Here is an 18,200-nt window from a genome sequence, read left to right on the forward strand (position 1 = left end):
CGGGGGTCACTCGTGGACTTGAGCATCGGTGAGGTGGCGCGGCGCAGCGGGCTGAGCGTGCACGCGCTCCGCTTCTACGAGCGGGAGGGCCTGTTCGCCAACCCGGTGCGCCGCCTGTCCAACGGCCGCCGCGTCTACCACGAGGAGGACGTGGAGTGGCTGGCGGTCTGCACCAAGCTCCGCTCCTCCGGCATGCCGTTGCCGGTGATCCGGCAGTACGTCGAACTGGCCCGGCAGGGCCCGGGCAACGAACACGAGCGGCTGGAACTGCTGCGCCGGCACGAGCGCCAGGTGGAGGCGCAGATCCAGGAGTTGCGCGAGACCCTGGACGTGATGCGGTACAAGGTGCGGATCTACGAGGAGCACATCGCCCGCGGCGAGGCCGACCGCCTCTGGAACCCGTCGTCCCGCCCGGAGCCCGGGACGGCCTAGCGCGGGCCGGGAGCGCCGTCCGCCGGAGGGGCGGGGGTGAGCGGGTCGCCGTTCAGCTCGGTCTCGCCCGGGAAGTCCCACCACAGCTCCCCCTGCGGGGTGAGGTAGGGAGCCATGCCGTCCGCTTCTCCGCCGTGGTCGAGCGCGTCGGCGACCGCGGTCAGGTACACGGCCAGGGAGGGCCAGCCGTCGCCGAAGTCGCCGGTGCCGTCGTGTCCCGCACTGCCCAGGCGGCCCCGGCCGGGCCCCTCGCGCATGTCGATGACCTGGGAGTCGCCGTCGCTCTGCGCCCAGGGGATCCACTGCGGGTGCCACCAGGGTTCGTCCCCCTCGCCGTCGCCGTGGGGCTCCGTCAGGTCGGGGTCGTCACCGGCGATCTCGACGCACATCCGCCAGTGGGCGACCATCCCCGCGACGGACATCGGCGGCTGGACGGGGAGCAGGTTCGTCCATGCGGTGATCCCGTCGTGGCAGGCCAGTGATTCCAGGAGGTCGGCGGGGAAGCGGACCCCCATCGCCTCCTGCGCGGCCTCGACCTCGAAGGGGTCGGCCGGTGGCGCGAGCAGGGCGTACGAGGCCGGGGCGTGCCGGCGCGTCCAGGCATCGATCCGGGCCCAGGAACGGGCCACCGGCTGCGGGGCGGGGAAGGTCAGGACCCTGAGCAGGAGGTCCAGGCTGCGGAGCCAGTCCGGGTACCTGTCGGTGTCGGCCCAGAGTCCGCGCAGCTCGGAAGGCTCGGCCGCGACGCGGTCCAGGGCGCGTACGGCGAGGTCCCGCAGGTCTGCCGGGAGCTCGGGGACGGGCAGGTCCGGTCCGTACGCGCTGGTGACGGGCCGCCCTCCGGGGCACTGTGCGGCGACGAGCGCCGCTGCCGCCACCGCTTCGACGGCCGGGCGCTGGTCGAGGGGGTCCTCGGCGTCGAGGACGCGGACGAGCGCGTCCCGTACGAGGCCGGACCGCTCCGCCTCGGCGGCCTCGTCGAGGTCGCCGCAGAAGTCCGCGGCGGTGTCGTTGTCGAAGGGGCCGACGTCCCAGGTACCCATGGTGCTCCTTGAGATGGGGTGCTCAGGGATGGTGCCAGCCGGCACTGACAACGGGCGCGTCAGGGTGCGGGGGCGGGCCAGTTCCGGCCGAAGTAGCCGGGGAAGGACAGGGCCTGGGCGAAGGCGGCGAACAGCGGGGCCGGTTCCCGCATCTCGCGGCCGTCCAGCCGGAAGACCCGGCCGCCCCGTTCCCGGAGTGCGGCCGTCCCGTCCGTGACCCAGGGGTCGTCGCGGCGCGTGAAGACGACCCAGGGCGACCGGCGCTCCGTGAGGGTGGGGGCGGGGGCGGCGGTGGTGGTGTCCATGGCCGATCCTCGTACGGCCGGGGTGGGCGGCGCCGGGTCCGGGGCGTCGGTCAGGCCGCTCCCGCCCCGTGCCGCCACACGGCGTGCTCCAGTCCGGCCTCGTCGTGCCCGAGGAGTGCGGCGGCTTCCTCGTACACCGCGCGCAGCCGCTCGTAGGGGAGGCCCGCGACACCGGCGTCCGCGGCGAAGGCGCGCAGATGGACGTCGACGGCGACCTGCGAGCGGCCGACGAGGTTGCCGATGTAGTCGACGCTCTTCGGCCCCACCCCCTTCACCGTGCGCAGGGCGGCGCGGTTGGCCTGGTGGCCGAGCCAGGTGCGGAGGTCTTCGCGGGTGTCGACCCCGTGGTCAGCCAGGAGGTCGGTGAGGGCGCGGGCCGTCGCGACCTTCCGGGCGTGGTTGAACCTCATGGCGACGGCGAGGTCCTCCGTGGCCAGACGGCTCCGGAACCCGCGGACCGTGCTCGCGTCCGGCCAGTCCGCCTGGAGCCGGAGGAGCCGCGGCCGCAGGGTCGTCTCGTAGTTGCAGCGGGGCTGGAAGCTGACGTCGCAGATGACGGCACCCATGTGCGTCCATCCGCCGGGCCGCGGGAACGGCCCTTCGCCGAGGAGGTGCTGAACGTGGTCGGCGAGCCGCTGGGCAGGGCTGGGGGCGGTCATGGAGCCATGGTGACGCCCTGCCCCTGGGCTCGTCAGCCGAACGCCCTTGCCGACCCAAAAGGTGGCCACAGCACGTATGGTGACTACACGTAACTCGGTGATCGCAGCAGCATCCGTTCCCGGGCGCTGGGGGAGCGCTCGGCGCTGCCGCGCCCGAGGAGTCCATCGACGACCGGGCCCGCCCGCGTCGATGCCGTGCCGGACGGGGTCCCGTCCCCGCCGGGCGGCAGCCCCGGCCCGGCCGGCACCACAGCCACCACCGCTACCACCAACACATCACCGGCATCACGGACGTCACCGGCCACACCCACGAGCTCTCGCGCGCGCTCCACCGCACCCGGACCGCCGCGAGGATCCGCCGGCAGGCGGCCACGACAGAAAGCATCACATGTCACACACAGCCAACTCAGGTCGGCCCACCGCCCTCGTGATCGGCGGCAGTGCCGCCGGTCTCTTCGCCGCCTCCGTCCTCGCCGAGTTCGCCGACGTCACCCTCATCGAGCGCGACACGCTGCCCGCCGGCCCCGAGGACCGCAAGGGGGTCCCGCAGGCCCGCCACGCGCACCTCGTCTGGAGCGGCGGCGTACGGGCCTTCGAGGAACTCCTCCCCGGCTTCGTCGACGGCGTCGTCGCCCAGGGCGGCCGGCTGGTCCCCATCATGGGTGACATGGTCTCCCGGGCCCCGAACGAGGTCTGGTTCCGCCGCTTCGGCAGCGGCGGCGGCAGCGGCACCCCCCACCGGATCCTCGTGTGCTCGCGCAACCTCCTCGACCACGTCCTGCGCGAGCGCGTACTGGGCCAGCGCGTCCTGGGCGACAGCCGCATCACCGTCCACGAGGACTCCGCCGTCGAGCGCCTCGAAGGCGGACCGGGCCGCGTCACGGGTGTCACCGCCCGGATCGGCACCGGGACGCGGACCCTGACCGCCGACCTGGTCGTCGACGCCTCCGGGCGCGGGTCACGGGCCCCGGCCTGGCTCCGGGCCCTGGGCCTGCCCGCCGTCACCGAGCGGCAGGTCGACGCGGGAGTCGCCTACGCCACCCGCACCTTCCGGGCTCCCGGAACGACCGGCGAGGGCTTCCCGCTGGTCAACGTACAGGCCAACCCGGCCAAGGCCCCCGGCCAGGGCGGCATCATCCTCCCCGTCGAGGACGGCCGGTGGATCGTCACCCTCTCCGGCTCGCGCGGCGGCGAACCCACCAAGGACCCCGACGCCTTCACCGGCTTCGCCCTGGGCCTGGGCGACCCCGTCATCGGCGAACTCGTCAGGGACGCCGAACCCCTGGGCGGCGTCGTGACCACGCGCAGCACCGCCAACCAGCGCCGCTACTACGAGAAGATGAAGGACTGGCCGGACGGGTTCGTCGTCCTGGGCGACGCCGTCGCCGGCTACAACCCCGTCTACGGGCACGGCCTCACCGTGGCCGCGCAGTCCGCCCTCGCCCTCAGGGGCGTACTGGCCTCCTCCGGCCTCACCGCCCCCGGCACGGCCCGCCGCGTGCAGCGCGCGGCGGCGCGGCCTGTCTCCGCCGCGTGGGACCTGGCCGTGGGCCAGGACGCCTGCTACCCGGGTGCCAGTGCCACACCGCCCAGGGCCGTCGAGCGGTTCCTCACCCGGTTCGTCGACCGCGCCGTCGAGACGGCCGCCCGCAGCCCCCGGGCGCTCGGCGCCCTGCTGGACGTCATGAGCCTGTCGAAGCCCGCGACGCGGCTGTTCTCCCCCGACGTGCTGGTCCCCATGCTCTTCGGCCCGAAGAAGCCGCACCTCCAGGAACCCCCGCTGACCGCCGCCGAACGCGAGGCCGCCGCAGCGCCCAGCCAGGATCCTTCCTCCCGGGTCGGGTGAGGGCCGGGTACCGCCACCGAACCGCTGCCACCGCTGTGGCAGTCTGCCCGGAGGCCTATGTGCACCTGCCACGGCTGTGGCAGCATCGGGGCGGCAGTTGCCGCTCCGGCGGCGGCTCCGCCTCCCCGGCACACCGGGGTGGGTGATCCGTCCTGCGCGACTTCGGGAGACCAGCCGGTGACAGCAGCCTTCTCCGTATCCGCGGCGACCGCCTCGCAGTCGGCCGAGGCCGCGGCGCGGATCGTCGACCTGGGGGCCAAGCTCGGCCGGACCCGGGACGAGGTGCTGGTCCCGGAAGAGCTCCACCGCGCATCCGGGGTACCCCTCGACGTCGTGCGCGCACTCCTCCAGGGGCGTCCGGCGGGCGAGCCGGACATCCACAAGAGGTTCCGGCAGCGGCTGGACCTCCTCCACGAGACGTACCTCAAGGAGAACGGCCGGAAGTTCTCGCACGGCGAGATCGCCCGGCAGAGCGGCATCTCCCGGCAGCAGGTGCAGGCCATGCTCGGCGGGGACCGCCGGCCGACGATGGACCACTGCGCGCGCCTGGAACGCTTCTTCGGGCGCCCGGCCGGCTTCCTCCAGTCGGAGGACACCGAGGCCCTGAGCTGCGCACTGGCCGTCGTCGAGAAGACGCTGCTGCAGGAGTACCAGGAGCACAGCGAGCGCGGCGCGCTCGCGGCGGCCCCGGCCGGCGCCCGGCGGCCGAGTCTCTACGAGCGGCACGGCGTCGACGGCATCGCCCTGCGCGCCGCCCTGCTGCCCGATCAGGGGCGCACCAGGCTGCTGGAGTGGCTCGACAACTACATGGACGAGCGCGCGGCCGAGGGCGAGCAGGATCCGGCCGGCGGCACGCGCTGAGGCGTGCCGCCGACCGGGTGCGGCGGCCGGGCAGACCGGCCGTGTGGAATCCGCCTGGGCGCGAACGCCCGCCTCACGCGGACAAGGGCATTGGGGAGAAGCGTGTTCGAGCAGTGGGAAGTTCGGCAGTCCGTCGGCGACCTCGTGGAACAGAGGAACGGGAACGTGGCCGAGCACACCGGCTTACAGCACGTGCACGCGCCGGCCCCCGCGCCGGCTCCCGGGCCTGCCCCCGCGCGGGCTCCCGGGCCTGCCCCCGCACCTGACCCCGCGCCGCCGTACGGCGTACCGGCCGTGAGGGGGGCGAGGTGAACAACCTCTACTACTACCTTCCGGCCGCCCTTCTGCTCGTCTCCTTCGCGATGCGGGTGCCGGGCCTCGTACGCCACTGGCGTGACCCGCTGGTCCGCTCGGTGGGCGTTGTGATCCCCGTGGGCGCCGTGGTGTTCTTCTTCGCCGCACCGTCGACGGTGTCCCAGGTCAACCGGCTCACGGGCGTCGCCAACTTCTCCGCTCCGCTGGTCTTCGCGCTGGTCACGGCCGGGAGCGCCAGCGTGATCATCCTGATGCTGACGTGGCGGGGAGGACCGGACGAACAGCGCCGCAGGGCCACCCGCTGGTGCGCCGGCGTCTACGGGGCCGTCATCGTGGCGCTGCTCGCCCTGTTCGCCCTCGGCGACGCGCCCGACGAACGCCTGCGGGACTTCGACACGTACTACGCCACCACGCCGTTCATCCGGGAGATGATCGTCCTCTACGTCCTGGCGCACGCGGTGGCGACCGTCCTGCTGTCCGTCCTGTGCCGCCGCTGGGCCCGCGACGTGGGCGGCCTGCTGCGCGCCGGGCTCGTCCTCATCGTCGCCGGAGGGGTCCTGAACTTCGGCTACGCCGTGCTCAAGCTCCTCGCCGTCGGCGCCCGATGGGCGGGCCGCGACTGGGATGCCGTCAGCACGACCGTGGCTCCCTCCCTGGCCGCCCTGGCCTCCCTGCTCCAATGCGTCGGGTTCGCCCTGCCCGCGGTCGGCCAGAGCCTGGTGGGGTGGTGGCGCCGGCGGTCGCGCTACAGGCGGCTCGGTCCGCTGTGGGAGGCCATGCGCGCGGTGATCCCGTACGAACTGGTGCGCATACCCTGGTGGTCGTCCCTGAGCAGGCGCCACCTGCGGCGGACCTGCGACATCCGGGACGGTCTGCGGCTCCTGGCCCCCTACCTGGAGCCCGGGGCGGGGCCGGACGAGCGGGCGCCCGACGGGGGCCCCGGAGCGCTGGCACCGGAAGCGGCGGCCCGCGCCGCACTGGTCATCGCCGCGTTCGATTCCCTGCGCACCCGGCCGGGCGAGGGCGACGGGGACGGGGGCGGCGGCCTCAAGTCCCTGACCGAGAGCGACGACGGACTCGTACGGTTCTCCGACGCGGTACGGGCCATGGCGCTGCTCGAAGGCGCCGCCGCGCGGCGGCCGCTGTGCGCGGCCCCGCCCTGGGTCCCGGCCCCCAGGGACGTTCCTCCGGCCCGCTCCGGCCGGGCCGAGTGACCCCGACGCCACGGCCCGCCGAGGACGCGGGCCCGCGCACCCCGCCCCCGCCGACGGGAACACCACCCGTCGGCGGCCCGCAGGGACCGTTGAGCCCGTTGAGCCCGCAGAGATCGTAGAGAGCAGTCACGTGCCCGAGCCGACCACCACCCAGGCCCGCGCCGGCGTCCCGACGGTGCGCCGGCGTGCCGTCGTCATCGGCGGCGGCCTGGCCGGGATGCTCGCCGCCAGCGCCCTGCGCGGGGCGGTCGACGACGTACTCGTCGTCGAGAACGATCAGCTGCCGAACCGGCCGCTCCCCCGCAAGGGGCTCCCCCAGGCACGTCACGCGCACATGCTCTGGAGCGGGGGAGCCCGCGCCGCCGAGGCGCTCCTCCCGGGGATCACCGACCGCTGGCTGGCCGCCGGCGCGAACCGCATTCCGGTCCCCACGGGCATGGTCGCGCTCAGCGGGCAGGGCTGGTTCAGGCGTTGGGACCGCGAGACCCACTTCGTGATCGGATGCAGCCGCGACCTCCTGGACTCCGTCGTACGCGACCTCGTCCTGACCTGCGGGGGAGTGACCCTCCTCCAGGGCACCCGGGTCGAAGGCCTGTCAGGCAGCGCCTCCCGGATCACCGGGGTCAGGATCCGCGGCGCGGACGGCCGCCACCGCACCCTGGACGCCGACTTCGTCGTCGACGCGAGCGGGCGGGGCTCGCGCGCGCCCCGGTACCTGGCGGACCTGGGGGTGCGCCCCGCACCCGAGCGCGCGGTGGACCTCGGCCTGGTGTACGCGACCCGTGTCTTCCGCGCCCCGGCGGGAAGTGCCGGCTTCCCCATCGTCAGCGTGCACGCGGACCCCCGCGGCGGGTGCCCGGGGCAGAGCGCCAGCATCCTGCCGGTCGAGGACGGCCGGTGGATCGTCACCCAGACGGGTACCCGGGCGGGCGAACCGACCGGTGCCGCCGAGGACTTCGAGGCCTTCGCCCGCAGACTCCGCCATCCCGTCGTCGGGGAGATCATCTCCCGGCTGGAGCCGCTCACCGGCGTGACGGTCAGCAGGAGCACGCACAACACGCGCCGGTACTTCGAGCAGGTGCGGGACTGGCCCGAGCGCTTCGTCGTCCTGGGCGACGCCCTCGCCGCGTTCAACCCCGTGTACGGGCACGGCATGTCGGTCGCCGCGCAGTCGGCCGCCATCCTCCGGGAGAAGGCCCGCGCCCGCGGCGTGGACGCCCCCCATCTCGCGCGGCAGGTCCAGCGGGCCGTGGCGAAGCGGGTCGACGCCGCCTGGGACCTGGCCACGGGGCAGGACATCTTCTACCCGGGGGTGCGGGGCGGCAGCCCGAACCGCAGGGACAGGATCCTGGCCCGCTACGTGGACCGCCTGGTGACGACGAGCTGCGGCAGCTTCGCCATGGTGAAGGACCTCACCGACGTCACCTCCCTCCAGACCCCGCTCGCCGCGCTGGCCAGACCGCGCGTCCTGCTGGGAGCCGTACGGGGCCCCCGCCGCCCACCCCTCACCGGCCCGCCCCTGACGGCGCGGGAACTCGCACTGGTGCACGTAGGGGCGTAGTGGGGTCGGCGGGAAGCCTGTTGCGGGTCGGCGACGGAGGGTGTTGGCTTTGGATCATGGTCGGCGACCGCGCCGGCCCGCAAGCTGACCAGGGGGGAACCACCACATGCGCAATCACCGAACCCGTATGACCACGGCTGCGGCTGCTGCCGCGGTCGCGGCGTCCGGCGTGATCGCCGGGATCGCGCTCGCGACCGGCATGGCCCAGGCCGACCCCACGACGCCGGACCCGATACCGAGCCCGAGCCCCACGTGCGCGTCACCGACCCCGACCCCGCCTCCGACCATGGCGCCGGTCCCGACGTCGCCCCCGACGTCCGCTCCGACCCGCACACCGATCCCGTCGTACGCCCCCGCTCCGGCCGCGGCTTCGGCTGCGACGCCCACACCCACGCCGGTTCCGACGTACGCCCCCACACCCACGCCGGTTCCGACGTACGCCCCGACTCCGACCTCGACTTCGGCTGCGACGCCCACGGCGGCTCCGACCTCCGTACCGGCTCCGACCACCGTCCCGACCTCCCCGCCGGCTCCGGCGCCGAGCCCCGCCTGCACGTCGGTCCCGACCTCCACGCCCGTTCCGACGGCGAGCCCGTCCACCTCCGTGCCGACCCGCGGGCCGGTCCCGACGGTGCCCCCCACCCGCATGCCGCCGACTTCCGCTTACCCGGTGGTGAAGTAGAGGCAAGCCCCTGATCGGGTGCCGGGCGTTGCCGACCACTCGAACGTGTGGGTTCAAAGGCGGGCGGGCAGGCGGCTGCTGGCCCGCCCGCCGGGGCCGTATTCGCGTTCGAGGGATTCGTCCTTCCGGGGCCGTTACGGGCGTAGAACCGGGGCGTTCTTGGAGCACCAGTGCCAACCGGCCGCCCAGATGGAGGACACCGTGCATCCCGAACCCGCACCCGCCCCCTGCCGCCTCGGATTCGAACAGCGGCGGCGCACCTCCCCCGCCGCCCGCCCCGCGCGACCACAGCCGTCCGGCATCCGCGCGCACCGCGCCGTACGACCGGACACGAGGTGGGCGGCATGAGCGAGCCCACCGAAGCGGCGGCAGCGGCGGCCCGCACCGTGCCCGGCCAGCGGTCCGCCCCGCCGGCCGCGCCGTCCCTGCCCCCGCCCCCGGCCGCGGTGCCCGCCGGGCCGGAGGACGGCGACATGACCGACGGGCTGGAAGAGGCGTACTGGTCCGTCCACGACGGCGCCGCCGCGAGCGCCACCGTACGTCAGGTGCTCGCCCGCCTCCCCCGCATCACCGCCCTCATCGGCCGGCTCGCCTGGCAGGCGGACCGCCGGGCCACCCTCGCCGCCGTCCTCTGCCAGCTGGCCTCCGCGGCCATGACGGCCTTCGGCCTGATCGCCTCCGTCAGGGTCCTCCAGCACCTGTTCGCCGAGGGCCCGACGCCCGACCGGGTCCGCGCCGCCGTCCCCGAGATCGTCCTCGTGGCCGGCTTCCTCGCCGCCCGGGCCCTGCTGGAAGCAGCCGTGGCCGTGGCCCAGGCCCGCGTCACCCCCAAGATCCGCACCGCGTTGGAATGCGAGTTCCTGCACCTCACCGCGCACGTGCGCCTCGAAGCCGTCGAAGACGCCGACTGGCACGACGAGGTCCACCGCGCCAACGACCGCGGGCTCTTCTACGCCCGCATGATCGTGGGCCAGGTCGTCTCCCTCGCCGCAGCGGCCCTCTCCCTCCTCGGCACCGCCGGCGTGCTCGGCGTCCTGCACCCGCTCCTCCTCCCCCTGTTGCTGCTGTCCGTCCTGCCGGTGGGCGTGGCCGCCGTGCACAGCGCCCGCGCCCGCTTCCGCTCGTTCAAGCGCTGGAACGCCCTGCAACGCCGCGTACGCGTCTTCTCGTGGCTGCTGCTTGACGTGGACGCGGCCGCCGAGCTGCGCTCCGACACCGCACAGGGCGCCCTGCTCGCCGAGCACCGCCGCCTGACCACCAGGATCGCCGAGGAGGACACCCGCCTCGGCGTGGGCTCCGCCCTGCTGGGCCTCGCCGGGCGGGCGGTGGGCGGCACCGGCACCGGCATCACCTACGCGGCCCTCGCGGCCATGCTGATCGCCGGCTGGCTGCCGCTGGCCGCGGGCGCCGGCGCCGTCCTGGCCATCCAGGCGGGGCAGTCCTCCCTCACGCGGCTCATCGAGGTCGCCCACCTCGTCTACGAGCACGCCCTCTGGGTCGACGACCTCCTCGCCGTCCAGGAACGCAGCCGCCGCCTCCTGCCCCGCACCTCCGACGTCCGGGCGCCGGACCGGGTGGAGGAAATCACCGTCCGCGACGTCCACTTCACCTACCCCGGCAAGGACAAGCCCGCCCTGGACGGAGTCTCCTTCACCCTCCGCGCCGGGGAGACGGTGGCGTTCGTCGGCCTCAACGGGTCGGGGAAGTCGACGTGCGCCAAACTCCTGGCCGGCCTGTACGAGGCCCAGCGCGGCAGCGTCAGCTGGGACGGCGTCGACGTACGCGAGATGGACGCCCGGTCCGTCCACCAGCGCGTCGCCTGCGTGCTGCAGGACCCGGTCCGGTTCCCGTTCAGCGCCCTGTCGAACATCACCGCCGGCGCCGGCAGCCTCACCGAGGCCGACCCCCGGCGCGCCATGGCCGCCGCACGGGCCGCAGGCGCCGACGCGGTCATCGCCGCACTGCCCGGCCAGTGGAACGCATTGCTGTCGAAGCGGTTCAAGGGCGGGCAGCAGCTCTCCGGCGGGCAGTGGGCGAAGATCGCCGTGGGGCGGGGCCTGTACCAGGAGGCCGTCCTGCTGCTCCTGGACGAGCCGACGGCGAGCATGGACCCGCCGTCCGAGCACGCCGTGTACGAGGCGGTGCTGCGCGGCCGGCTGCGCCGGGACCAGATCACGGTGCTGATCTCGCACCGGCTCGCCAGCGTCGTCGACTGCGACCGGATCCTCGTCTTCGAGGGCGGCCGCATCGTCGAGTCCGGGTCCCACGACGAGCTGATGGCCCTGGACGGCGACTACGCCGCCATGTTCACCCTCCAGGCCAGCGGCTACCGCACCACGGAAACCGGGGCCTGACCGGGCCCGGCCGGCCGACCACCCGCGGCCGGCCGGCCGGCTGCCCGGAACGCCCGCGGCCACTACGCGATGCGATGCGACGCGATGCGACGCGACGCGGCGTGCCGCACCCGACGGCGGCTGGATACCCTGGCCACGGCCCTACCGGGAGGACACCGTGATCACACGAGACTGGCCGCAGATGAGCCGCGAGGCCTTCGAAGCCATCGCGGAAGCCGCCGCACAGCACGACGTCAAACTCGAACTCATCAACGGAGAACTGGGAGTCAAGCCCGTGCCCGACGGCGACCACGGCGAGATCATCATGTGGCTGCTGGAACACTGCATGCGGCAGCGCCCCGACCTGCGCCTGTACCCGGAGCAGGGCCTGCGCGTGGAGACGTACGGGAACGGCAACGCCCGCCCGGACGGTGTCCTCGCCCCCAAGGGCTACTTCGCGGGCCAGGGGGAGTGGGCGGCCGCGGACGGCGTCGTCATGGTCCTGGAGGTCACCTCGTACGACGCGAAGACCGACCAGCGGGACCGCCAGGACAAGCCGCGCGCGTACGCGGAACAGGAGATCCCGGTCTACCTCCTCATCGACCGCGACAACGGCTCGCTGGTCCTGCACGCCGACCCGGTCAACGGCCGGTACCACACCCAGACGTTCTTCTTCGGCGACACCGTACGGATCCCCGCGCCGGTGGACATCACCCTGGACGACACCGACGTCCTCAAGAACCACGTCCGCTGAGCCCCGGTGCCGGTGCCGGAGCGTCAGGAAGCGTCCCCGTCGCGCTTCGTGGCCGTGAAGGAGAGCGCGCCGGTCCCCTCCTGGAGGGACGGCAGTTCCTCCGCGCCCATGGCGGCGCACAGCAGGTTCCAGTCGTCCTTCTCGTACCGGTGGACCGTGCCGCTCTCGGAGACCTTCCGCCAGCCGAGGCGTTCCAGCTCGGCACCGGCCGCGGCCCGGGCCGGCTCGGCCTCAGGGGCCTTGAGGACCCCGATCCAGTCGAACATGTCCGGCCGCTTCGCCCCGCCCCGGACCGGGGTGGTCCCGCCCGCCGCCGGGTCGATGCCCGCCTTGCGGAGCGCGGCCACGATGTCCGCCTCGACGGAGTCACGCGTTGCCGCGGCGGCCCGGGGCGCGTGCGAGGCGGATGCCCCGGCGGGGGAGCCGTCCTGCGGTTCGGCGGGCCCGCAACCCGTCAGGACGGCGGCCGCGGCGAGCACCGCCAGGCCGTGTCTCGTCAGCAGTCCGGTACCTCTGTGCATGGCGTGCGCCCCCCGTAAACGATCAGATCAACACGGGAGTGTCGCACCCGAGGCGGCCTGGGAGCACGTGGTTTCCAGCCGCCCTCAAGCCCGGCCCGGCGGCCGTTCCGTGCCGCCGAGGAGCCGCTCCGCAGCGGCTTCGAGTTCGGCGCGGACCACCCGCCGGCATTCCAGCGGTGCGCACACCTCGAAGGCGTACCCGCCGACCTCGCCGAACAGGAGCACCTGGAGGTACTCGGGGCCGCCCGCTTCCTCACGGCCCAACAGCACTTCCACGGTGAGCAGGGTCCCGTCCGCGAGCCGCCGTGAACCGCTCTGCGGTTCACCGTCGAGCAGCAGGAACTCCTCCTCGTACCGGCCTTCGGGCGCGGCGGCCAGCAGCCACCGCGCGAACGCGGCGGCCAGCGGCGCGCCGCCGGGCAGCGGTGTGCGCCCGATGAAGTACGCGTCGAAGCACCAGCCGCCGCCCGGCTCCCCGCCGACCGCCAGCCACAGCTCCTCGACGGGCCCGCCCGGGTAGTGGCTGCCGCGCCACCCGAACCGGAAGCCCGCCTCCTCGTATCCGCCGCTCACCAGCGACCCACCGCCCCTACTCGACTTCGGCGAAGAACGCCTCGGCGACGGACCGGTTGCGCCGGGCGTCGGTGAGCGGCTCGCCGAGGATGCGTCCGGCGAGTTCGGTGGCCAGCCCGAGCACGTCCTCGCGCAGCGCGGCCTCGGCGATCCCCCGGTCCGCCTGGAGCTGCACGGCAGAAGCGGCGACCAGCTCCTCACGCGCCCGCACCCCCTCCGCGCGCACCGCGGCGACCAGCGCCGCACCCTCTTCGAGCGCGGTCTGCCGGATCCGCGAGGCTTCCTGCCGGGCGGCGGCCAACTCGGCCTGGCACACGGCCAGTACGCGCTCTGCCTCCAGCCGGGTCCCCCCGGCCAGCCCCGACACGCCCTCGATGGCGTACTCACGGACCTCGAGCGCCTTCCCGATCCGCGGGAGCAGGACCTTCGACATCACGGCGAAGACGGCCGCGAAGCAGAACAGGGCGGCCAGCAGGTCCACGAGATTAGGCTTCAACGGTCCCATGGACAGAATCATATGCGTGTGCGATTCACCGGGTGGGTGAACAGCTACAGTCGCCTCCCGCACTGCGGGTAGCCCTGCCCCTGACGGTCGTCGGCGTCGTCGGAACGGGGTCGCGGCGCTGCTGGGCGGCCTGATGGTCGACCTGGGCAAGGGGGGCTGGATGTCCGCCGGCCTGTTCGGTGCCGGGGCCAGGGGCTACAGCGTCTCCTCGTACAGGTCGGTTTCGCAGGGCGTGCGGTCGAGTAGCAGCGGTCCGAGACGGTTCGCCATGGCGGCGAACCACTCGTCGAGGTTCTCGTCGGCGTCGTGGAAGTACCAGGACCCGAAGCTTTCCAAGGCGTCGAGGTCCGGTGCGGGCTCGTAGCGGAACTCGCAGTGGACCTGCATGTAGTGGTCGTGTTCGTCGTCGTCGCCGCCGATGCCGAACTGTCGGGTGAGGTCCACGGTGAACATCGGCCGCCCGCTGAAGGCGTACGTGCCGTACTGGAAGAGCAAGCCGTCGGAGTCGGGGGTGGACGCCGTCGCGAAGCGCCTCCGTCCGAAACGCGCGAAGGCCGGCCACGCGTCCCGGAGGGTCGCCCCGGCCGTTCGCGGTCGTACGGCTGCTGGCGCCAGTTCGGTGCGGAGCGCGTCGAGGGCGTCCTCCGGCCGCGGTCTTTCGGGCACGGCGGTGCGTTCCCCTCGCTCGGTGGGGCAGCAGCCTATCCTGCCCGGAAGTCGGTGCCGGGTGAGAGGATCCGTCCATGCCGCTGCCCCAGCCCGATGACCTGACCTCACTGGTCGTACGTACCGACTTCGACGACGAGGGGGCCTGGGACGCGGTCCGGGCCGCGCTCGCCGCCGCCGGCGGCGGCGACTCCAACGCCACCTACGTCAGCGACCCCCGCTTCGCGGGCGTGGAGGTCCGCGCACTGCTGGCCGAGGAGGCCGCCGCGGACGAGGACGAGGGCGAGGTGGTCGTCCATATGTTTCTGGCGGACTCGACGACGATGGCGGATCCGGCCCACCCGCTCCTGGCCGTGGACCTCTGGGAGGAACCCGGGCGGACGTTCAGGGTGCCGGCCCGGTGGTTTCCCGACGTGTCCGCGAACCTCGTCATCTCGAACATGGACTTCGCGGACTTCGCCGATGCCGCCGACGGGTCGGGGACCTTCCGCGGCTTCGGCGCGGTCTGATGCACCGTCCGACAGGGACCGCGGACCTGCCTGCCGGCTGGACGATCGAGCGGATCCGCGAGCTGTCGCAGGACCGGAGTGCCGCCCCGCTCGACCTCGGCCGGCTCGTGGTCGTCGAGGAGCACGGGCGTAGCGACTACGCGATCCTGCGGCCCGAGGTGATCCTCTCGTTCCACGGCCTGTGCCTCGTGCTGGCCGAGGGGGAGTGGTTCATGGGGCAGCTCGACACCGACGGGTCGGTCGTCTGCTGGGCGTCGTACGGCTCCGACCTGGCGGAGGCCATCCGCGGACTGTGAGCGGCCGTTCGGATCAGCTGCGGACGGCGCCCGTCAGCGGGGCCAGTACCCGCCAGCCCGTCTTCTCGTACAGGGCCCGGCCCTCCGGGGTCGCGACCAGCACGCCCTCCGTGGCGCCCCGGTCGGCGGTGGCGTCGGCGAGGGCGTGCATCAGCAGGCGCCCCAGGCCCCGGCGCTGGTGGGCGGGGTCGGTCTCGACCTGGTCGACGACGAAGACGGGACCGGCCATGCCGGCCTGGCCGCGTGCGGCGAAGGCGCCCTCGGCGGTGCGGACCAGGGCGCGGGCGACGCCGTCCCGGATCCACGTGTCCAGCCGGTAGCCGTCGGCGACCGCCCGCGGAGCCCCGGCGCGGGCGGCGCGCGGCGGGGCGGACATCAGGAAGCCGGGCCCGCCGGCCAGGGACCAGCCGGGCCCCAGCCAGGACTCGAACTCCTCCGGCGGTGCGGGTGCCTTCAGCCATGTGCCGGGGGCGGCCGGGTTCTCGGTGATCTTGCGGACGGCCGCCTCGTCCGCGGCCGTCAGCACGTGGCGCGCGACGTGCCCGGGGAGGCCGACGTCGAGGGTGAAGCCCCAGGGCGCGGGGACGGGGTCGGCGGCGCCGCGCGACACGGCCCAGCCGTGGACCCACGCGTGCACGGCCCAGGCCGTGTCGTCCTGGCCGTGGGGGAGGTCGGGAACCGCGGAGGTGCCGCCCATCGGGCACGCCCCCTTTCCGGGTGGGGGATCGTCTGATCGTTCTGGCACGGCACAGCCTGCCCTTATTGCGAGTGAGTTGCAATAAGGGGGCGCTGGGCGTCCGGCCGTTCGTCAGGCCACTTCCACGCCGTCCAGTTCGGCGAAGTACTCGCCCTTCGACAGGCGGATCGTGTTCCAGCCCTCCCTCAGGGCGACGGAGGCCTCCGCCGTCGCCCAGCTGTCCCAGCCGGTGTGCCGGTAGCGGACGGTGCCCGCGGCCCTGCCGTTGACCGTGAGGCCGTGCGTGGCCTCCACCGGGGCCTGCGCGCCGTCCCGGGAGCCGTTGCCGAACCACACCGACAGCCGGTGCTCGCCTGGCGACGCCGCGAAGACCGTGAACTCCACGTGACTGTCGGCATGGTCGATGCCGCCGACCGCCCTGCCGTCCGAGGCGGACGGCGCGTCCCGGACCGCCGCGTGGTGCACGAGGGCGTTCTCCGCCTGGTAGACGACCTTGCTGCCGCGCACGACGGGGTAGCCGTTCGCGAAGCCCAGGTCGGCCGCGTACATCACCCGGCGGCGCGGGTCGTCGCGCCAGCCGTGGAAGACGATGCGGTCGCGGCCGTCGGGGCCGGTCACCACGTCCTGTCCGCCGGGGCCCCGCACCGCGCCGGAGAGGGTCTCCGTCGTCATCAGCGGTTTGGCCGCCTTGGTGTACGGGCCGGTGAGGGCCGGGGCCACCGCGTAGCCGGTCCGGTACTGGTCGCCGCTGTAGTCGCCGGCCGAGTAGAACAGCACGTACCGCCCCGCGCGCTTGACGAGGGTGGGGGCCTCCACCACGCCCCCCTCCCCGGTGGGGTCCTGCCTGAGCAGCCTGACCGGGTCGCCGGTGGTACGGGTGCCGTCCCACGAGACGGGCTGCAGGTGCAGCCAGGTGTCCGCGCCGCAGCAGTTGCCGTCGTTCTTCCACAGCAGGTAGCGCTGCCCGCCCTCGGTGTACGTGGAGGCGTCGATCGCGCCGCCCTCGGCGGCCGGGCACACCAGCGGCCCGTCCCCGACCGGCCGGAACGGGCCGTCCGGCGACGGCGACCGCGCGACGCCGATGCACTGCCGGTCGCTCGCCCGGTCATGGGCCGTGTAGTACAGGGTGAAGCCGTCGCCGCTGTCGTACACCTCCGGCGCCCACACCAGGTCGCGCCGGGGCGCTGCCCATCCGCCGAGCACCGGCAGGACGTCGCCGCTGCCGGCCTGCCACCGCTTCAGGTCGCGGGAGGTGGCGTGCTGGACGTTCCTGCCGTCGCCGTTGGTGGCGTACGCGTGGTACGTACTGCCCACCTTCACGATGTCCGGGTCGGCGAACTCCCGGTCGAGCACCGGAGCATCGGGCACCGGAGCGGCCATGGCGGGGCCCAGGGCCGTGGCAGCGGTGACCGTGACGAGCGCGAGGCAGCGCATGACGCGGCGCCTGAGGGGGTGAGGTGATACGGGGCGCACGGGGGCTCCGATCCTGCGGGTCTTCGGTGTCTGGCCGGTCGGCACTGACCAACGCCCCGACGCGCGACGAGTTGCGCACGGCCCGCGACCGCCCCACCCCGTCGACCCCCTAGCGGGGCGGCAGGCCCAGGAACTTCGACGGCGCCAGTGCGAGGAACTTCGACGTCTCGGCCGCCAGGCGGGCCGCCTCGGGCCCGTCCGGGTCGCCCGCCAGGCTGCGGAACGTCAGTTCCAGGGCCCGGTCGCCGTGGCGCACCAGCAGGGTGGTGATCCGTGCCTGCTGCCCGGGCGATCCGGCCAGCATCGTGCGCATCAGGGCCTCATAGCCCCCGTCGCCCTCGTTGCCGAAGAGCTGCTCCACCTTGAGCGGCTCGCTCGGGTCGCCGGCCGGGTCCACCACCTGGACGGTGATCTCGTCGTCGCCGATGCTCATCGTCCACGAGGCGCACTCGGTGTAGACGCGCCGCATGTCGGCCATCCAGGCCGCGGCCGCACCCGCCACCCGCTCCGAGACCCCTTCGTCGACGACGATCGAGGAGTCGGCGTTCATGAACGAGGTCCTGACCTCCCGCGCGGCCTTGTCGCCGAACGCCCGGTTCAGCACGGCCGTGAGTTCCGGGGTCTGCGCGGTCATCGGCGGCGGGTCCTCGTCGGACGAGGGCGATGCCAGCTCGGTGAAGTCGTCGAGGCCCGCCGCGGGCAGGTCCGCGGCCGTGACCAGCAGCTGCGTGAGGTCCTGGTGCGGAGCGTCGTCCCGTGTGCTCACAAGTTGCCTTTCGCCAGAGGGGGTTGGTGCAGGTGGACGCCACCGTAGCCCGCTGCGCCGGCAGGGCGATCACGGATCCGCGCAATGTTTGAAGTCGCGGTGAAAGCGCGGGGGGGGGGGGGGGGGGCGGGGGAGGGGGGGGGGGGGGGGGGAGGAGGGTGACATCTAGTCATGAGAGGCGGAGGGGAG

20 protein-coding genes and 1 pseudogene are annotated in these 18,200 nt (G+C 74.0%); 10 read left to right on the forward strand and 11 right to left on the reverse strand.

Going from position 1 to position 18,200, the window contains the following annotated elements:
* The first annotated feature begins 12 nt into the window (after positions 1-12).
* Positions 13-432 (forward strand): MerR family transcriptional regulator, encoded by a 420-nt coding sequence (locus tag AC07A6_RS10100; protein ID WP_386272270.1) that lies wholly within the window; start codon positions 13-15, stop codon positions 430-432.
* Here the strand turns inward: AC07A6_RS10100 and AC07A6_RS10105 are convergent.
* The 4 genes and pseudogenes from AC07A6_RS10105 to AC07A6_RS10120 form a co-directional block, all read right to left on the reverse strand.
* Entirely contained in the window at positions 429-1,061 is a 633-nt protein-coding gene (locus tag AC07A6_RS10105) for an SMI1/KNR4 family protein (protein ID WP_478776786.1), read from the reverse strand. The genes AC07A6_RS10100 and AC07A6_RS10105 overlap by 4 nt on opposite strands.
* A pseudogene (locus AC07A6_RS10110) lies at positions 1,062-1,475 on the reverse strand (DUF4259 domain-containing protein); the annotation flags it as partial.
* Between the two features lie 59 nt (positions 1,476-1,534).
* Positions 1,535-1,780, reverse strand: coding sequence for a barstar family protein (locus AC07A6_RS10115; protein ID WP_478776767.1), 246 nt, complete (start codon positions 1,778-1,780; stop codon positions 1,535-1,537).
* 50 nt (positions 1,781-1,830) lie between these two features.
* Positions 1,831-2,439 carry an HhH-GDP family DNA glycosylase gene (locus AC07A6_RS10120; RefSeq protein ID WP_478776768.1) on the reverse strand — a complete coding sequence of 203 codons (609 nt, stop codon included), beginning with the start codon at positions 2,437-2,439 and terminating at the stop codon, positions 1,831-1,833.
* A gap of 388 nt (positions 2,440-2,827) precedes the next feature.
* Here AC07A6_RS10120 and AC07A6_RS10125 point away from each other — a divergent pair, with 388 nt between their 5' ends.
* From AC07A6_RS10125 to AC07A6_RS10155, 7 genes are all read left to right on the forward strand, one after another.
* On the forward strand, positions 2,828-4,285 hold the full coding sequence (locus tag AC07A6_RS10125; RefSeq protein ID WP_478776769.1) for an FAD-dependent oxidoreductase: 1,458 nt from the start codon (positions 2,828-2,830) through the stop codon (positions 4,283-4,285).
* Between the two features lie 177 nt (positions 4,286-4,462).
* Positions 4,463-5,146 carry a helix-turn-helix transcriptional regulator gene (locus AC07A6_RS10130; protein ID WP_362467499.1) on the forward strand — a complete coding sequence of 228 codons (684 nt, stop codon included), beginning with the start codon at positions 4,463-4,465 and terminating at the stop codon, positions 5,144-5,146.
* Between the two features lie 308 nt (positions 5,147-5,454).
* On the forward strand, positions 5,455-6,675 hold the full coding sequence (locus AC07A6_RS10135) for an MAB_1171c family putative transporter (protein ID WP_362467498.1): 1,221 nt from the start codon (positions 5,455-5,457) through the stop codon (positions 6,673-6,675).
* Positions 6,676-6,892: 217 nt separating this feature from the next.
* Positions 6,893-8,236, forward strand: coding sequence for an FAD-dependent oxidoreductase (locus AC07A6_RS10140; RefSeq protein WP_478776787.1), 1,344 nt, complete (start codon positions 6,893-6,895; stop codon positions 8,234-8,236).
* A gap of 252 nt (positions 8,237-8,488) precedes the next feature.
* Complete coding sequence (locus AC07A6_RS10145) at positions 8,489-8,932, forward strand: hypothetical protein (protein ID WP_478776770.1); 444 nt, start codon at positions 8,489-8,491, stop codon at positions 8,930-8,932.
* Positions 8,933-9,262: 330 nt separating this feature from the next.
* A complete protein-coding gene (locus AC07A6_RS10150) occupies positions 9,263-11,272 on the forward strand; it encodes an ATP-binding cassette domain-containing protein (RefSeq protein WP_478776771.1) in 2,010 nt (669 codons plus the stop codon).
* 157 nt (positions 11,273-11,429) lie between these two features.
* A complete protein-coding gene (locus AC07A6_RS10155; protein WP_125600171.1) occupies positions 11,430-12,005 on the forward strand; it encodes a Uma2 family endonuclease in 576 nt (191 codons plus the stop codon).
* Positions 12,006-12,028: 23 nt separating this feature from the next.
* Here the strand turns inward: AC07A6_RS10155 and AC07A6_RS10160 are convergent, their stop codons facing one another.
* The 4 genes from AC07A6_RS10160 to AC07A6_RS10175 form a co-directional block, all read right to left on the reverse strand.
* On the reverse strand, positions 12,029-12,526 hold the full coding sequence (locus tag AC07A6_RS10160) for a hypothetical protein (protein ID WP_478776772.1): 498 nt from the start codon (positions 12,524-12,526) through the stop codon (positions 12,029-12,031).
* Between the two features lie 84 nt (positions 12,527-12,610).
* On the reverse strand, positions 12,611-13,099 hold the full coding sequence (locus AC07A6_RS10165) for a hypothetical protein (protein WP_362467492.1): 489 nt from the start codon (positions 13,097-13,099) through the stop codon (positions 12,611-12,613).
* 16 nt (positions 13,100-13,115) lie between these two features.
* Positions 13,116-13,604 (reverse strand): F0F1 ATP synthase subunit B family protein, encoded by a 489-nt coding sequence (locus AC07A6_RS10170; protein ID WP_478776773.1) that lies wholly within the window; start codon positions 13,602-13,604, stop codon positions 13,116-13,118.
* Between the two features lie 195 nt (positions 13,605-13,799).
* Complete coding sequence (locus AC07A6_RS10175) at positions 13,800-14,270, reverse strand: hypothetical protein (RefSeq protein WP_478776774.1); 471 nt, start codon at positions 14,268-14,270, stop codon at positions 13,800-13,802.
* A 77-nt stretch (positions 14,271-14,347) separates the two neighbouring features.
* Between AC07A6_RS10175 and AC07A6_RS10180 the strand changes: the two genes are divergently transcribed.
* Together AC07A6_RS10180 and AC07A6_RS10185 are read left to right on the forward strand one after the other, a co-directional pair.
* A complete protein-coding gene (locus tag AC07A6_RS10180) occupies positions 14,348-14,779 on the forward strand; it encodes a DUF6924 domain-containing protein (protein WP_478776775.1) in 432 nt (143 codons plus the stop codon).
* Positions 14,779-15,075 carry a hypothetical protein gene (locus tag AC07A6_RS10185; RefSeq protein ID WP_478776776.1) on the forward strand — a complete coding sequence of 99 codons (297 nt, stop codon included), beginning with the start codon at positions 14,779-14,781 and terminating at the stop codon, positions 15,073-15,075. Before AC07A6_RS10180 ends, AC07A6_RS10185 begins: the two co-directional genes overlap by 1 nt.
* 13 nt (positions 15,076-15,088) lie before the next feature.
* Here the strand turns inward: AC07A6_RS10185 and AC07A6_RS10190 are convergent, their stop codons facing one another.
* From AC07A6_RS10190 to AC07A6_RS10200, 3 genes are all read right to left on the reverse strand, one after another.
* A complete protein-coding gene (locus AC07A6_RS10190; RefSeq protein WP_478776777.1) occupies positions 15,089-15,772 on the reverse strand; it encodes a GNAT family N-acetyltransferase in 684 nt (227 codons plus the stop codon).
* 111 nt (positions 15,773-15,883) lie between these two features.
* On the reverse strand, positions 15,884-17,206 hold the full coding sequence (locus AC07A6_RS10195; protein WP_478776778.1) for a family 43 glycosylhydrolase: 1,323 nt from the start codon (positions 17,204-17,206) through the stop codon (positions 15,884-15,886).
* Positions 17,207-17,354: 148 nt separating this feature from the next.
* A complete protein-coding gene (locus AC07A6_RS10200) occupies positions 17,355-18,011 on the reverse strand; it encodes a hypothetical protein (protein WP_362467485.1) in 657 nt (218 codons plus the stop codon).
* Positions 18,012-18,200 lie beyond the last annotated feature (189 nt).

This window comes from Streptomyces sp. NPDC044002, from assembly GCF_056434525.1.

Excerpts from the sequence above, each read along its gene's own strand:
- AC07A6_RS10115 (WP_478776767.1), bottom strand. The coding sequence starts at position 1,780 with ATGGACACCACCACCGCCGCCCCCGCCCCCACCCTCACGGAGCGCCGG.
- AC07A6_RS10180 (WP_478776775.1), top strand. The coding sequence starts at position 14,348 with ATGCCGCTGCCCCAGCCCGATGACCTGACCTCACTGGTCGTACGTACC.
- AC07A6_RS10125 (WP_478776769.1), top strand. The coding sequence starts at position 2,828 with ATGTCACACACAGCCAACTCAGGTCGGCCCACCGCCCTCGTGATCGGC.
- AC07A6_RS10140 (WP_478776787.1), top strand. The coding sequence starts at position 6,893 with ATGCTCGCCGCCAGCGCCCTGCGCGGGGCGGTCGACGACGTACTCGTC.
- AC07A6_RS10120 (WP_478776768.1), bottom strand. The coding sequence starts at position 2,439 with ATGACCGCCCCCAGCCCTGCCCAGCGGCTCGCCGACCACGTTCAGCAC.
- AC07A6_RS10150 (WP_478776771.1), top strand. The coding sequence starts at position 9,263 with ATGAGCGAGCCCACCGAAGCGGCGGCAGCGGCGGCCCGCACCGTGCCC.
- AC07A6_RS10170 (WP_478776773.1), bottom strand. The coding sequence starts at position 13,604 with ATGGGACCGTTGAAGCCTAATCTCGTGGACCTGCTGGCCGCCCTGTTC.
- AC07A6_RS10185 (WP_478776776.1), top strand. The coding sequence starts at position 14,779 with ATGCACCGTCCGACAGGGACCGCGGACCTGCCTGCCGGCTGGACGATC.
- AC07A6_RS10190 (WP_478776777.1), bottom strand. The coding sequence starts at position 15,772 with ATGGGCGGCACCTCCGCGGTTCCCGACCTCCCCCACGGCCAGGACGAC.
- AC07A6_RS10160 (WP_478776772.1), bottom strand. The coding sequence starts at position 12,526 with ATGCACAGAGGTACCGGACTGCTGACGAGACACGGCCTGGCGGTGCTC.
- AC07A6_RS10195 (WP_478776778.1), bottom strand. The coding sequence starts at position 17,206 with ATGCGCTGCCTCGCGCTCGTCACGGTCACCGCTGCCACGGCCCTGGGC.